Source organism: Nonomuraea cypriaca (genome assembly GCF_015645445.1).
GTDB classification, from domain to species: Bacteria; Actinomycetota; Actinomycetes; order Streptosporangiales; family Streptosporangiaceae; genus Nonomuraea; species Nonomuraea cypriaca.
This window is the reverse complement of sequence record NZ_JADOGI010000253.1, coordinates 1-14,162: the sequence shown is the minus strand read 5'-3', so window position 1 is coordinate 14,162 and position 14,162 is coordinate 1. Positions and strand designations below refer to the sequence as shown.

At 71.6% G+C, this 14,162-nt stretch carries 14 protein-coding genes, 1 tRNA gene and 1 pseudogene; 5 read left to right on the top strand and 11 right to left on the bottom strand.

Annotation, left to right across the window (positions count from 1 at the left end; translation table 11 throughout):
* A partial coding sequence (locus ITP53_RS46905) for a caspase family protein (protein ID WP_195901956.1) occupies positions 1 to 1,524 on the bottom strand: 1,524 nt, incomplete at its 3' end.
* Positions 1,525 to 1,774: 250 nt separating this feature from the next.
* Between ITP53_RS46905 and ITP53_RS46900 the strand changes: the two genes are divergently transcribed.
* Positions 1,775 to 2,767 carry a DNA glycosylase AlkZ-like family protein gene (locus tag ITP53_RS46900; RefSeq protein ID WP_207757408.1) on the top strand — a complete coding sequence of 331 codons (993 nt, stop codon included), beginning with the start codon at positions 1,775 to 1,777 and terminating at the stop codon, positions 2,765 to 2,767.
* Positions 2,754 to 3,038 (top strand): DNA glycosylase AlkZ-like family protein, encoded by a 285-nt coding sequence (locus tag ITP53_RS56565; protein WP_207757407.1) that lies wholly within the window; start codon positions 2,754 to 2,756, stop codon positions 3,036 to 3,038. Before ITP53_RS46900 ends, ITP53_RS56565 begins: the two co-directional genes overlap by 14 nt.
* A 9-nt stretch (positions 3,039 to 3,047) precedes the next feature.
* Here the strand turns inward: ITP53_RS56565 and ITP53_RS46895 are convergent.
* Positions 3,048 to 3,120 (bottom strand) — tRNA-Ala (locus ITP53_RS46895).
* 105 nt (positions 3,121 to 3,225) lie between these two features.
* Positions 3,226 to 4,707, bottom strand: a complete 1,482-nt coding sequence (locus ITP53_RS46890; RefSeq protein WP_195901955.1) for a vWA domain-containing protein — start codon at positions 4,705 to 4,707, stop codon at positions 3,226 to 3,228.
* Positions 4,708 to 4,837: 130 nt separating this feature from the next.
* On the opposite strand from ITP53_RS46890, the gene ITP53_RS46885 reads away from it, so the two are divergent.
* Entirely contained in the window at positions 4,838 to 6,604 is a 1,767-nt protein-coding gene (locus ITP53_RS46885) for an asparagine synthase-related protein (protein WP_195901954.1), read from the top strand.
* Here ITP53_RS46885 and ITP53_RS46880 read toward each other — a convergent pair.
* The 5 genes from ITP53_RS46880 to ITP53_RS46860 form a co-directional block, all read right to left on the bottom strand.
* A complete protein-coding gene (locus tag ITP53_RS46880) occupies positions 6,573 to 7,118 on the bottom strand; it encodes a TIGR03086 family metal-binding protein (protein WP_195901953.1) in 546 nt (181 codons plus the stop codon). The two genes, ITP53_RS46885 and ITP53_RS46880, sit on opposite strands and share 32 nt — an antisense overlap.
* Positions 7,115 to 7,627 (bottom strand): isoprenylcysteine carboxyl methyltransferase family protein, encoded by a 513-nt coding sequence (locus ITP53_RS46875; RefSeq protein ID WP_328818046.1) that lies wholly within the window; start codon positions 7,625 to 7,627, stop codon positions 7,115 to 7,117. Before ITP53_RS46875 ends, ITP53_RS46880 begins: the two co-directional genes overlap by 4 nt.
* Entirely contained in the window at positions 7,624 to 8,655 is a 1,032-nt protein-coding gene (locus tag ITP53_RS46870) for a type III polyketide synthase (protein WP_195901952.1), read from the bottom strand. The genes ITP53_RS46875 and ITP53_RS46870 overlap by 4 nt, the downstream gene beginning before the upstream one ends.
* 126 nt (positions 8,656 to 8,781) lie before the next feature.
* Positions 8,782 to 9,885 (bottom strand): methyltransferase, encoded by a 1,104-nt coding sequence (locus ITP53_RS46865; protein WP_195901951.1) that lies wholly within the window; start codon positions 9,883 to 9,885, stop codon positions 8,782 to 8,784.
* Positions 9,886 to 10,059: 174 nt separating this feature from the next.
* The gene (locus ITP53_RS46860; protein WP_195901950.1) at positions 10,060 to 10,605 is read right to left on the bottom strand and encodes a TetR/AcrR family transcriptional regulator; all 546 of its coding nucleotides are present in this window, start codon (positions 10,603 to 10,605) and stop codon (positions 10,060 to 10,062) included.
* 80 nt (positions 10,606 to 10,685) lie between these two features.
* Here ITP53_RS46860 and ITP53_RS46855 point away from each other — a divergent pair, with 80 nt between their 5' ends.
* On the top strand, positions 10,686 to 11,360 hold the full coding sequence (locus tag ITP53_RS46855) for an SDR family NAD(P)-dependent oxidoreductase (RefSeq protein WP_195901949.1): 675 nt from the start codon (positions 10,686 to 10,688) through the stop codon (positions 11,358 to 11,360).
* 266 nt (positions 11,361 to 11,626) lie between these two features.
* A pseudogene (locus ITP53_RS46850) lies at positions 11,627 to 12,304 on the top strand (DUF2071 domain-containing protein); the annotation flags it as partial.
* A gap of 50 nt (positions 12,305 to 12,354) precedes the next feature.
* Here ITP53_RS46850 and ITP53_RS46845 read toward each other — a convergent pair.
* The 3 genes from ITP53_RS46845 to ITP53_RS46835 all read right to left on the bottom strand — a co-directional run.
* Positions 12,355 to 12,747, bottom strand: a complete 393-nt coding sequence (locus ITP53_RS46845; RefSeq protein WP_236051974.1) for a DUF3224 domain-containing protein — start codon at positions 12,745 to 12,747, stop codon at positions 12,355 to 12,357.
* 36 nt (positions 12,748 to 12,783) lie between these two features.
* Positions 12,784 to 13,566 (bottom strand): LLM class flavin-dependent oxidoreductase, encoded by a 783-nt coding sequence (locus ITP53_RS46840; protein ID WP_195901946.1) that lies wholly within the window; start codon positions 13,564 to 13,566, stop codon positions 12,784 to 12,786.
* A 90-nt stretch (positions 13,567 to 13,656) separates the two neighbouring features.
* Positions 13,657 to 14,162, bottom strand: a 506-nt coding sequence (locus ITP53_RS46835) for a D-arabinono-1,4-lactone oxidase (RefSeq protein ID WP_328818041.1), incomplete at its 5' end; no start/stop codon positions are given.

The window sequence follows — 14,162 nt, the reverse complement described above, 5'->3', positions numbered from 1 at the left end:
GGGTGGTGATGGGGGGTCGGTGGCGAGGGCGCGGTCGGCGGCGGCCGAGACCATGCGACTGTCGTCGTCGGCCAGCGCCTCCAGCGTCAGGCGGGCGGCCAGGGCCAGGCCCGCGTGCCTGCTGTGGCGCAGCCGGGCCAGCTCGTCGACCGCACCGGCTCTGATCTTGGGGATCGAGTGGTCGATCGCCTCCTGCAGTTCGCTCGGCAAGGGCGCGGGCCGGGTGACCGGCCGGCCGCGCCGCGCGATGACCAGGTCCCCCTGCACGTCGAACGTCCACTTGCCGGGCGTCTGCGCCGGCATGACGGCCCGCACCCTGTCGTAGATATAGTCGTACAGCTCGTGGATGCCCACGTAGCCGTCCTGGTCGCGGTCGGCCTCGCCGGTTCGGAGTCCCTCCACCAGCGCGCTGGTGAACACCGAAGGCGACGTCGCCTCCCGGGCGTCGGCCAGTTCTGGCCCGTCGAAGGCGTATTCGAGGGCGTTGGAGGCGGTGATGACCACCCGCCCGCGGCCTCCGAACTGCTCCTCGACGTGGATGTCCGCGCCGGCCCTCGGCAGCGCCCCGCGCGCGAAGGCGCCCGCGTAGCAGCAGTCGAGCAGCAGCACGATGCGCCGGCAGCGGCTGCGGCTCATCCGCCGGTTGACGAACTCGGCCGGCACGGCGGTGGACCCGAGCCGGTTGAGCTTGGTGCTGGGCGTGGCGAAGTAGAGCTCGCCGCTGTCGTCCTTGACCCCGTGGCCGGAGAAGTGCAGCAGGAGCAGGTCGTCGGGCTGCCGGTCGGCGAAGAAGTCCTCGACGGCCTCGGTGACGACGCCGGTGGACTCGTTGAGCATCGTACGCACGTCGAAGCCGCCGATGGCCTTGTCGCCCAGCACCCTGGCCAGGGCGTCGGCGTCCAGCGCCGGCGCGCGCAGCCGCCGCAGCCCCGGATCGCGGTACTCGTCGGCGGCCACGATGAGCGCCAGCCGGCGTCCGGCCGGCGCGGCGCTCTCCACCTGCCGGCGGTCGCGGCCGATCCCCTCGGCACTCTCCACCTGCCGGCGGTCGCGTGCGGTCCGCGCGGCGGTCTCCACCTGCCGATGGTCATGCCCGATCCCCGCCGCAGTCTCCACCTGCCGGCGGTCGCGTCCGGTCGCGGCGGTGTCCGCCTGCCGTCTGCGACGTAACCAGACCTCGACGAGCTCGCGCTGCTCCTCGGCGCGGATGCCGGTCAGCTCCAGCGAGTCGCCCTCGATGTCGAGCTTGACCGAACGGTGCTGGTTGCGGGTGAGCCAGGCGGTGACCGCGTTGACGATCGCGCCGAGCAGCTCGGTCCCGGCCAGCGCGATCGCCAGGCCGCCGATCGTGAACGACAGCACCGCCCTGGCGCCTTCAGGGACCTCCCCCGCCTCGGCCGCGCTCGCGACCACGTCGAGTTCGAGCAGATCGGCGCGGAGCCGGGCCGTGGCCTCGTCCAGCTCCTGAGGGTCCGCGCCGTCGTCGATCACCGACAGCAGCAGCCTGGTCGTCTCGCCGTCCATGGGCCACCTCTGGAGAGAGGGCGATGACACCTCGAGGCCGGTGTCGGACGCATTGTAAGCGCCAGGCGAACGCGAGTCAGCGGCTTTTCCGCGCGTGGTTCAGCCCTGTAGACGTTTCTCGAACCAGAGGTGCGCGTGGGGCTCGTCGTCGAACGGCTCCACCTCGCAGCACCCGGCAGAGCGCGACGGCCTCGGCGAGCACCCGATCGGTCCCCGGCCGGCCGGCGGAGATTCGCGATAGACAGGAACCATGGATCAGCAGCAGATAGCGGCGTTCCGCCTCGGAGCGCATCATCTCGCCGACCGGCTCCCGGAGGGATCACTCCAGCGGGCGGCCGGCGCGTGCGCGATCCAGAACAGCCCGCCGGGCTCCGCGCTGCTCGCCCTGCACGCCAGGGTCGCCGGCGTACGCGCCGACCAGGTGGCCCGTGCGGTCGAGGAGGACAAGATCCTCCTGCAGACGTGGTGCATGCGCGGCGCGCCGTTCCTGTTCCCGACCGAGGACGCGGCCGTCTTCACCACCGGACTGCTGCCGGACGGGGCGGCCGGGCGGCGGCACTTCGTCTTCGGGGTCAAGCAGGCGCTGGCCAGGCTGGACATGAGCCTGGACGAGGCGGTCTCGCGTACGGAGGCCGAACTGGATGCGGTGTTGCCTGGGCGGCGCCTGGACATCGGCGAGCTGGGGGTGCGGCTCAGCGAACGCATCGAGTCCAAGCTGCCGCCCGCGCAGGCCGAGGCGTGGCGGGCCGAGGGGCCGTACGCGCCCGGCGCCCCGCTGGGCGAGGGCGTCGTGCACTTCGTCATCCGGATCCTCGCGCTGAAGGGCACGGTCTGTTTCGCCCCGCGCAGCGGCAACAAGGCACCGTTCGTACTGACCTCCGAATGGCTCGGCACGAACGCGCCCGCAGCCGATCGCACCACCGACCGGACGGACGCACCCGCAGCCGACCGCACCACCGCGCGGACGGACACGTCCGCAGCCGACCGCACCGCCGACCGGGATGCGGCACGGGCGGAGCTGGCCCGGCGCTTCCTGCGGTGCTACGGCCCCGCGACGCCGGAGCAGTTCGCGACCTGGACCGGACTCTCGCCCGAGGACGCCCGGCGGTGGTGGCGGCTGGTGGCGGACGAACTGGCCGAAGTGGACCTGGGCCGGCGTACCGGCTGGGTGCTCGCGGCCGACCTCGACGCGCTCCGGTCCCCTGGGGCCGTGGAGGGGGTGCGGTTTGTTGCCGCCGCGTGACCCGTACATTCAGGTGCCGGACCGGGAGGGGCTGGTGCCGGACAGGAGCCTGCACCGGCGGATCTGGCGCTCGATCGGGGAGCCTGGCACGGTGCTCGCCGACGGTCGGCTGGCGGGGACGTGGCGGCAGCGCAAGCAGGGCAGGAAGTTGCTGGTCACGGTGGAGCCGTTCACGAAGATCGGCTCCGCTGACCACGATCGCGTCGAGGCCGAGGTCCGCGCCATCGCGGCCCTGCGCGGGGCGGCCGACAGCCGGCTCACCTTGGCGTGACGTGCGGGGTGGAGCTATGGGGATTCGAACCCCAGACCTCCTCCATGCCATGGAGGCGCGCTACCAACTGCGCCATAGCCCCTGGTTTCCTACAAAGAGTCTATCCGACGCGGGGACTCCCCCGAGCACGATCAAGCCGTTCCCACCGGGGCGGCGGCCTCGGCCGCGGGCCGCCGCCGGCCGGTGGTCAGCCCAGCGCGCGGGCCCTGTCGATCAGCGTGACCAGCTCGGACACCATCGGGTCCTCGGCGGCCGTGGCCAGCCGGGTGGCGTGCTCTCCGAGCGTGGGCAGGTCCATCCCGAACGCCTTCTTGTCCCGCAGATATCCGGCGAATGCGGCCACCACCACGTCCACCTGCAGCCTGACCGGCGCCTTGCCCCAGATGGACTCGGCCAGGTCACCGGCCTGCAGCGACTCGCTCGTCTCCGAGGGGGTCCTGGTGTCGGGGTCCTGCCAGCGCACGGTCGTCTGGGCGAGTTGCCCGGTCGCGCCCGGCTTGAGCCGCACGGAGTAGAGGGCCGTGACGGAGTGGCCGGGGCCGATCTCGCCGCCGTCGCGGCTGTCGTCCCGGAACTCCTCCGCGTTCAGTGCCCGGTTGTCGTATCCGATGAGCTGGTGGCTCTCCACGACCGACGGGTTGAACACGACCTGCGCCTTGGCGTCGCGGGCCCGCAGCTCGATGTTCGCGGGGAGCTGGGTGGCGAAGATCTTGTCGGCCTCCTCCTGCGTGCTGACGTACACGGCCATGCCGTCGCCGTTGTCGGCCAGCTGCTCCATCAGCTCGTCTCCGTAGTCCCTGCCGACACCGACGGTGAGGAGTGTGACCTGCTTGCCCGCGTACTCCTTCACCTGGTCGAGGATGGCCTGCCACTCGGTGCTGCCCTGGTTGGCCAGACCGTCGGACAGGACGATGACCCGGTTCGTGGCCGCGGGGCGGAACGCCTTGGACGCCTCCTGGTAGCCGGTGACCAGGCCCGCCTCCAGGTTCGTCCCACCCATGACGGCCAACTGGTCGATCGCGTCCCGCAGCTCCTCCCTGGCGGTCAGCGGGGTCATCGACGCCAGCACGGTGGCGTCGTCGCTGAACGACACGATCGAGACCTGGTCGCCGGGCGCGAGCTGGTCGAGCAGCTTGCCCAGGGCCGACTTGACCAGGTCGAGCCGTCCGGACTCGGCCATCGAACCGGACACGTCGACCACGAACGTGAGGTTCGCGGGCCGCCGCGCGGCCGCCTCGGAGGTCCGGGTCTGCAGGCCCACGCGCAGGACGGCCTCGTCGCGCTCGGGCAGCCGCGCGCCGTCCACGTGCACGGTGAACCCGTCGTCCGGCGGCTGCGCGTAGTCCTGGCGGAACGCGTTCACCCACTCCTCGGGGCGGACCTCGGCGGGCGCGGGCCAGCGGCCCTCCCCGAGCGTACGACGGGCGTAGCCGTACGAGGCGGTGTCGACGTCGAGCGCGAACGTGGAGATCTGGGCCGTGGTGGTGTCCTCCTCGCCGTCCTCCTGAGGGCTGTCCTCCTGGGCCGGTGAACGCTGCGGGACGGCGTTCTGCCCCTCGCTCTCGGCCTGGGGCGCCCGGTCGGCGCTGCCCGCCGCGCCGCCGGGGCCGCCGCAAGCAGCCAGGATCATGACAAGTCCGGCAATGACGGCAATAAAACGAAGTTTCATCGCTTGCACCTCCGTCTCGTAGGACGGACCTTCGTCGGCGGTGGCCGGGCCGGTGACTCAAGCGAGCGCAAACCGCGACCGGCACGTGATCAGTTGTGACGGATGGTGCATTTGGGATAGGCATGACGCCGTGCGTGTCTATTTGGGGGTGGCCGCGAAGCGGCAGGACATCCCGGACCGGGTGCTGGACAAGGTCCGATCAGTGATCGAAATGGCGTTTCCGGTGCCCGCCGATGTCATTCGCGGGCGGGAGTGGCACGGGAGGGGCGTCTCGCTCTTCGGGTGGACCAACGAACCCGACGACTCCCGGCAGCCGCCGCTGATCGGCGAGCACGGCGACCGGATCATCGGGCTGAACGGCCACCTGGCCGACCCGGCCGACGTGACCAGGCTGCCGGACGACTCGGTCGGCGGCTGCTTCTCCGCGTGGATCGCCCGCGACGGCGAGCTGACCGCCTCGACCGCGATCAACCGGGTCTGTCCCGTCTTCTACGCCGAGACGCCCGATCTGCACATCGTGGGCAGCCGTGCGCTGCTCGTCCACCTGGCGGCCCAGCCGGCCGACCGGATCGAGCACGACGTGCCCGCGCTCCAGACGATGGTCAGGCAGGGGTTCTTCCTGTCGGACGAGACGCCGTACAAGGGGGTGTCGGCGCTGCGGCCCAGCTCGCGGCTCGTGGTGCGGGGCGGCGCGCGTACCATCACCGAAACCCCGCTGCCCGAGGCGGCGCCCCCGCCGGCGTCGGCGCGGGCCAAGCGGGCGACGGTCGGCGAGTTGGCCGAGGCGCTGCTGGCCACCGTCGCGCCGCTGCGCGCGGCGGGCGAGCCGGTGAACCTGGCGCTGACCGGCGGGCGCGACACCCGCATCCTGGCGGCGCTGCTGCACGCGGCGCGGGTGCCGTTCCGGGTGACGACGAACGGGCTGGACACGCATCCCGACGTGATCATCGCGCGGGAGATCGCGGCCAGGCTGGGCGTGGAGCACACGGTCATCGCTCCCCCGCAGACGGCCGCGAAGGACGCCGTGCTGGTGGAGCACCCGTTGAGCCGGGCGTGGGAGACGCTGCGCACGTGTGAGGGGATGACGTCGGCGTACGAGTCGATCGTGAGCTACCTGCCGTACTCCGGCAAGGCGACCATGTCCGGGCAGAGCGGTGAGACGCTGCGCGCGGGCAGCCTGAACCTGCTCCAGACCGACCTCGGCGACAAGGCGCTGCTACGGCGGATCAACAACACGTTCTACAAGGACGAGAAGCTGTTCACCGCCGAGGCGAACGAGCACGCGCGCGAGCTGGCGAAACCGTGGCAGGCGCGGGCGAACCGGCTGGAGGCCCTGGACCACGTCTACATCTGGTACAAGGTCGGCCGCTGGCAGGCCAGCGCCCGCGCGGGGTCGCTGCGGCGCGGCGACCCCGTGCGGCCGTTCCTGGACAACCGGGTGGTACGGGCGGCGCTGAGCCTGGACCAGGGCTGGCGCCTCTCCGAAGAGGTGATTTATACCCTTATTTCGCGATTTGCGCCGAAGCTGCGGGATGTTCCGATCGAGGGGAAGCCGTGGCGGTTCGCGGAGAATTTCACGAAGCGATGGCCCTGGTCTCCGGTGCCGGCCGGGCACATGCCGACGGCGAAGGCCGGGGGCGGGTGGAGCTGGCGTACCAGTCCGGGACCTGTGCTCACGGACGTGCTGCGCGAGCAGGTGCTCGGCAGCCTCGACGCGCTCGCTCCGATCGTGAACCCGGACGAGGTGCGGGCCCTGTTCGCCGACCCCGTGGTCAAGAAGCCGGCCCAGGCCTGGCACCTCTACACGGTCAGCACCCTCCTGACCGGCCTCTATCCGGGCAAGCAGCCCGAGGGCCTGGCGGAGATCACCGTTTCCAGGCCGGATCCCGCCCGATGACCCCGAGGAACCGGTCCAGTGGGGGCGCGTCGTCCGGGACAGACACCTCGTCGCCGAACGCGCCGCGCTCCCTGCCCATGGGCGCCATCTGCGCGCCGAAGGCCAGCAGCGCGGCCGCGGTGTCCACGTCCACGTCGTAGTCCTGGCCGGTCGCCCTGGCGAGGTCCCAGCCGTGGGCGACGAGGTCGGTCAGCGCCATGTTGGCGAGCACGGGCTTCGGCAGGCCGCCCATGGCCTCGCTGACGCCCTCCCACGCCTCCGGGCGCTCCCAGACGGCCAGCATCCGCCCGACCCGCTCGGGGAAGTCGCCGGTGTAGTCCTTCGGCGGGACGAACTCGCCCCCGAGCGCGACCGACTCGAACAGGGATGCCACCCACTCCATGTGGTTGATCAGCTCCTTGACGTCGTAGTCCTGGCAGGGCGTGGGCAGGGCCAACTGGTCCTCGCGGACGTTCCTGATCAGCTCCGAGGCGCGATCGGCGGCGCCCCGCATCATCGTCGGGATCTCATTCATGGACCACAGCATGCCAGGGCCGCGTTCTCGACGCGTACGCGTACGGTGAGCAGGATCGCGTTGGCCGCGGTGAAGGCGAGTGCGGTGATCCAGGCCGTGTGGACGAGCGGCAGTGCGAGGCCCTCCGCGACGACGGCCACGTAGTTGGGGTGCCGCAGCCACCGGTAGGGGCCGGTCGCGACCAGCGGCATTCCCGGCACCACGACGACGCGCGTGTTCCACCTCCTGCCGAGCGTGCCGATGCACCACCAGCGCAGCCCTTGGGAGAGTACGACGACGGCGAGCATGGGCCAGCCGAGCGCGGGCAAGAAAGGCCGCCCCAGCAGCCACACCTCCGCGGGCGCCGCCGCCAGGAGCGCCACGTGGGCCGCGACGATCCAGGGGTAGTGCCGTCTGCCGTACTCGATGCCGCCCTTCGACCTGGCCCAGGCCAGATTGCGGCGGGCCACCACCAGTTCGGCCAGCCGTTCGACGACGACCAGGCCGATCAGGACGGCGTACGCGCTCACCAGTGGAGCAGCAGCAACTCGGCGGAGAAGCCGGGACCCAGCGCCAGCAGCACGGCCGGCGCGCCGGGCCGGCCACGTGTCTCCCGTAGCACGTGCAGCACCGAGACCGACGACAGGTTGCCGTACTCGCGCAGCGACCGCCAGGTCACGTCCAGCGCCTTGGGCGGCAGGCCGAGCGTCTCCACGATCTTCGCGATGACCTTGGGGCCGCCCGGGTGGCACACCCAGGTCGCGACCTGGCCGGGGGTCAGGCCGTAGTCCGCGAGGAAGGCCCTGATGTCGTCGGCCAGCACCCGCTCCACGAAGTCCGTCAGGTCGGCGTCCAGCACGATCCTGAACCCGTGGTCGCCCACCTCCCAGCCCATCAGGTGCTCGGTGCCGGGGTAGAGCCGGCTGCGGGTGGCGACGACCTCGGGGCCGGCGCCGGCGGGCCGGCCGCGCCCGGTCGCGACGACGGCCGCCGCGCCGTCCCCGAACAGGCCGCTGGCCACCAGGTTCGCGATCGAGGTGTCGTCCCGCTGGATCGTCAGCGAGCACAGCTCCACGCAGACCAGCACCGCGACGTGGTCGGGCCAGCCGCGCAGGTAGTCGTGCAGCCGCGACAGTCCGGCCGCCCCCGCCGCGCAGCCGAGCCCGAACACGGGCACCCGCTTGACGTCCTGGCGCAGCCCCATCCGCTGGGCCAGCTTGGCGTCGAGCGAGGGCGTGGCGATGCCCGTCGACGAGCAGAACAGCAGGTAGTCGACCTTCTCCGGGCGGATAGCCGCCTTGTCGAGCGCCTGTCTCGTCGCCTGCTCGCCGAGGTCCAGGGCGAGTTCCAGGTACGCGTCGTTCGCGCGGGCGAAGGAGTCGATCTTGGTGTAGTCGCTCAGCGGGAGCGCGAGGTTGCGGCCCCGTACACCGGTGGCCTGGTGGAAGCGCCGCAGCAACTGCTCGTCACAGTCGGTCAGCCGGGAGAACGCCTCGGTGATCTCCGCCTGCTCGTAGCGATGATCAGGCAAAACTACCTGCACTCCCGAAATATGCATACCTGTCTCCTGCCGCTGAACGCCCCCGGCTAACATGCGGGCGCCTCTGCCGAACCCCTCGTACAGGAAGGCGTTCAGCGCCTGGGCGGGATCACCTCGGCGTACCCGTTGAGCGTCTGAGCGAGGTCAGCTCGGCGTACCCGTTGAGGGTCTGAGCCGCCACAGGGAGGTCACCTCGGCGGCGCGGGCGGCGTGCAGCGGGTCCTGCTCGTCCGTCGCCTTGGGGTGCCGCGGCGCGACGTCCATGCGGCCGGCGACGCTCAGCCCCGCCTGCCCGAACGCGTCCATGAGCTCCGCCCGGGTCCGCAGGCCGAGGCGTTCGGCCAGGTCGGACAGGATGAGCCAGCCCTCACCTGCCGGCTCCAGGTGCTCGGTCAGTCCGTTCAGGAACCCGCGCAGCATCTGCCCGCCCGGATCGTAGACGCTCTGGTCGAGCGGCGAGACCGGCTTGGCGGGCAACCACGGCGGATTGCAGACGACGAGCTGCGCGCGCCCCGGCGGGAACAGGTCAGTCCGCACGATCTCCACCCGGTCTTCCAGGCCCAGCCGGGAGACGTTGTCCCCGGCGCAGTCGACGGCCCGCTGATCGAGGTCGGTGGCCACGACGTGGCGTACGCCGCGCCTGGCCAGCACGGCGGCCAGCACTCCTGTGCCCGTGCCGACGTCGAACGCCAGCCGGTCGCCGGGCAGCGGCGCCTCGGCGACCAGATCGACGTATTCGCCGCGGATCGGGGAGAAAACCCCGTGATGCGGGTGTACGCGAGCTCCCAGCGCGGGGACGTACACGCCCTTCTTGCGCCACTCGTGGGCGCCGATCACGCCGAGCAGTTCGCGGAGCTGGCCGACCGCGGGAGGGGCGCAGGGCCCGTAGACCTCGGCGCACGCCTCTCGTACGTCCGGCGCCCGGCGCAGCGGCACCACGTGGTCCGCGTCGTAGGGGATGAGCAACATGCCGAGCGTCCTGGCCCGCTGCGACTGGGCCTGCCGGTGGCCTTGGAAGCCGGAGCCCGGGGCGGCGGGCTTGCAGCGGCGGCCCATGGCGCTCAGGAGCTGACGGGCGTTCTGGAAGTCACCCCGCCACAACAGCGCCGTGCCCTCACAGGCCAGCCTGTAGGCGGTGTCGGCCTTGACGCGGTCGTCGGCCGTCACGACGCGCCCGGGCGGCGGCGCACCCAGCGCCGAACGCCAGAGCGCCTCTCGCTCTTCCCCCGCCTCGGTCCACCTGATCATCAGAACCCGACCGTTTCACGGACCGCGTCTCCGCGGCCACCCCTTTTACGACAGCGGCCCCTGCTCGTACGTGTCGCGCGAGACTCGGCCGCACCCGCCTCACCAAGCCCCCTGCGTCCAGCTCGGCGAACACCCTGTCGCCAAAGGTCGTACCCCCTCTTCTTGCGCACACCGCTACCTCGGCTGGGCGGGGGCGGCGCGGAGGGCGTCGAGCATGAGGGTGAAATGGCGGCGCCACTGCCCGGGAGCCGCCTCCGCCACCCGCGAGTTGGCCATCACGAAGAACGCCAGATCGACCGGGCCGACGTCGCGCCTCAGCGTCCCGGCGCCCTGGGCCCGCTCCACCAACCGCACGATCAGCCGGTTGATCTCGGACCGATCGGTCTGGTGCGACAGGCACACCAGCTCGGTGAACGCACGATCCCTGGCCTGCAACTCACACGTACGCTCCAGGAAGCACACGAGCCCCGCCCAGGCGTCGTCGAGCACCATCGCCTGTCTGGCCAGCTCGGTCCAGGCGGCCACCTTCTCGTCGAGGATCGCGTCGATCAGGTCGCCGCGCTCGGGGAAGTGCCGGTAGAGCGTGCCGATCGCGACACCCGCCCGCTTGGCCACGGCTTCCAGCGGCGCATCGACCCCACGCTCGGCCAGCACCTGCCTCGCCGCGTCGACCAGAGCGGCACGGTTGCGCTGCGCGTCGCGGCGGAGCGGACGGTTCATATGACCATTCTAATGAAGTCGAGGCTCGCCCTCAGGTTCGTGTTAATCTGAGGCCAACCCTCGACTTAAGGAGTCCACACGTGAAGACAGCGATCATCGGCGCCGGCCCCGGCATCGGCCTGGCGGTGGCCCGCCGCTTCGGCAAGGAGGGTTCCGAGGTGTCCCTCGTGGCCAGGAGCCAGGCCAACCTGGCAGCCCTGACCGCGCGCCTGGAGGAGGAAGGCCTCCGGGCCACCGCCCATGTGGCCGACCTGACGGATGAGACCTCCCTCGTCTCCGCCCTCGACCGGATCGGCCCGGTGGACGTTCTCGTCTACAACGGCGCGGGAGCGGCCAGGTCCCACACGCCCGTCCTGGAGGTGACCCGGCAGAGCGCGCAGGACGCCTTCGACGGCGCGGTGCTGGGCGCGGTGACGGCGGTCCGCGCGGTGCTCCCGGGGATGCTGGAGCGCGGCGCGGGCACGTTGCTCTTCACCTCGGGCATCTCCGCGGTCCATCCGCTGCCCTTCCTCGGCAACATCGGCATCGCGGTCGCGGGCCTGCGCAACTACGTCCTGTCCCTGGCCGAGGTGCTCGCCGAGCGCGGCATCCACGTGGGCCACGTCCCCATCGCCGCCGCCGTCGCCGACGGCTCCCCCGCTTCCCCGCAGGCGGTGGCCGAGACCCACTGGAGCCTCCATACGGCCCGCGACCGCCACGAGGTGATCCTCGGCGACCTGGCCACGATCCAGGCGGCCATCCACGAGCTGCCATGATCAGTCACTCCGGCGAGACCGATAGACGGCGATCACCACCGTCATTTCCTCCCTCGTATGCCGGCCGAGCGACTCACCCCGCCTCTCAACGAACGACCGCCCCCCGAGCATCCGAAACCAACTCGCCACGCCACGAGCAGGCTTCCGTCGCCGGCTTGGGTTGGCGGGGTGGGATCGGGTGATCGTAGGGTTTCGGCAGGAGCTTCAACGGCACACCCCGGCCGCGTCCCCGCTGGTACCACGCCCGCACCGACCTCGACGACTTCGCGATCGTCAGTTACCGCGTGGACGCCGACGCGCTCGCCCGGCACCTGCCCGAGGGATTCGCGCCGATGAAGATGACCTTCGACGACGGCCCGGGAGCCCTGGTCTCCGCGGTCGCCTTCACGGACCGGGACTTCCACTTCCGGTTCCTGCCGCAGGTGGGGATCGACTGCGGGCAGATCAACTACCGGGCCTACGTCACCGCGTACGGCAGGCCGGGCGTCTGGTTCTTCGGCACCAGCCTGGACCACCCGGTCGTCGCGATCCCGCAGCACCTGTGGGGGATGCCGTGGCGTCGCGACCGCATCCGCATCGAGGCCGACTGGGACGCCACACCGGCCCGCTGGCGCCTGGCGGCCGGCGACGCCCACTGCGAGGCCGTCGAGCTCCCCCAGCCCCTGGCCGCGCTCGACGGCTTCACGGACGAGCCGGACTGGCTGGAGCGCCTCACCCATCCGACGCGGGGCTGGTATCCGCGCAGGGGCGGAGGAGCGGGCGCCTACAGCATCTGGCACCCGATCATGCGCCCCCGCCATTTCGCCGCCACGTCCGCGAGCTTCCCCGTCTTCGAACGCCTCGGTCTGATCACGTCAGACACCCCACCGCACTCGATCCTGGCCCAGCCGCGCATCCCCTTCGACATCCACACCCCACCCCGCCGCTTCCACACCGACGCATGACCACGCGCACCTCATCACGGCTGTTCCGAATGCCTGCGCGGGGCGGTGGGTCAGAGGTGGTAGTCGAAGGTGTAGGAGTGGCTGCCGTCCGGGGCGATGAGGATGTCCATCTCGCCCCGGAGCCCGCGTAGTTCGCCGGTGGCCGAGTCGGGGACCACCGTGATGGTCAGCGACTGCTCGCCCCGGTCGCTGACCGCGTTGTGCTGGACGACGAAGGTCCCCGGCCGGCCGTCCAGGGCGCCCTCGACGCGTTCCAGCGCCACGTACGAGCGCGAGTTCTCGACCCCGGTCGAGGCGGTCATGAGACGCACGACGCTGGTGCCGGTCAGGTCCCCGTGGAAGGTCTTGGACATGGTCACGAGCCCGAGTGTGACGCCGTCGCGGTCGTCGAAAGGCGGTTCGGCGTCCCAGCCGGCGGTGTCGAAGTCTCCCTTGGCGATCATGGACTCCATTCTGCCCGGCATACCTGTCAGGGCCGGTCAGGTACCGGTGAGCCGTTCGACCACGGGCGCGAGGTGATCCATGCACTGGGCGTTCACCGACACGTACGACACCCCCAGCCGGTCCCTGCGCCGCCGCAGCGTGTCGGCCATCTCGCCGGCCGTGCCGGTGAGGATGCCGGTGCCCGTGCCGCCGAAGCGATCGGTCAGCCAAGAGGGCGGTTCGGCGCCGGCGGCCGCCAGGTTCATGCCGAGCTCCAGGTCGTTGAAGCGATCGCCGGCCAGCTCGTACAACTCGTCGAGCTTGGCCGCCACCTGCTGCTCGGTGTAGTGCGGCGGCACGCCGAGGGCCACCGTGTCGGCCTTGGCCGCGGCCAGCCTGAGCAGCCGGGTGCCGGACGCGGCCACCAGTACGCGCACGTCCTTGACCGCGTCGATGGTCCTGGAGATGTGCTCGATCCGCTGGCTCGGCGTGCCGAACCGGAGACCGAGCGCCACGGCGTCCTGCTCGGCGTCCGGGCGCCCGGCGCCCAGGCCCAGCTCGAAGCGGCCACCGGTGAGCGTGTGCAGGGTGGCCGTCTCCCACGCCACGGCCTCGGGCGTCCGGTTGGCGGCGCTCAGCACGTACGTGCCCACACGCAGGGTCGTCGTCACCGCCGCGGCCACGGCGGCGGCGGTGAACGGCGACAGCGTGGCGAGCGTGTCGGGCACCAGCAGAGTGGAGTAGCCGAGGCGCTCCGCCCGGCGGGCCAGGCCGGCCCACGCCTCGGCGTCAGGGGCTTGTCCGGCGACCACGCCGAACCTGAACGGATGAGAGGTCATGCCCCCAACGATCGCGGAGCCACCGGTCCGGCACATCGTCCCCCGGACCTGTGAGCCGCTACGACAGGGGGCGCAACTTCCCGCGCGGCACTACTCCTCCAGCAGTATCCGGGTGAAGTCGTTGGCGAACTTGCCACCGGGGTCGAGCCGCCGCGCCAGCGAGCGGAACCGGTCGGGGCAGGACGCCCGGCGGGTGAACAGCTTGCCCCAGTGCGGGCGCGGCTCGAACGGCGCCAGCGTCTCCTCCACCAGTTCCAGCACCGGCAGCACCCCGGCCGGGTCCTTCTTCCAGGTGAAGTGGATGCCCACGCTGTCGCGGCCGTGGAACGGGCTCAGCCACAGGTCGTCGGCGGCGACCGTACGCACCTCGGAGATGTGCAGGACCGGGCGGATCCGGTCGCCGATCGCGTACAGCTCGCGCATCGCCTTGACCGCGTGCTCCCTCGGCAGCAGCAGCTCGGACTGCAGCTCGTCGCCTGCCCCGCTGGGCGGGAAGTCGGGGCGGAAGTGCGGCAGCCGCTCGTGCCAGGGTCCTGACACGCCGAGCTGGAGCGTGCAGCTCTCGGCCGGCATGTCCGGCAGCGGGTGGCGGGGGC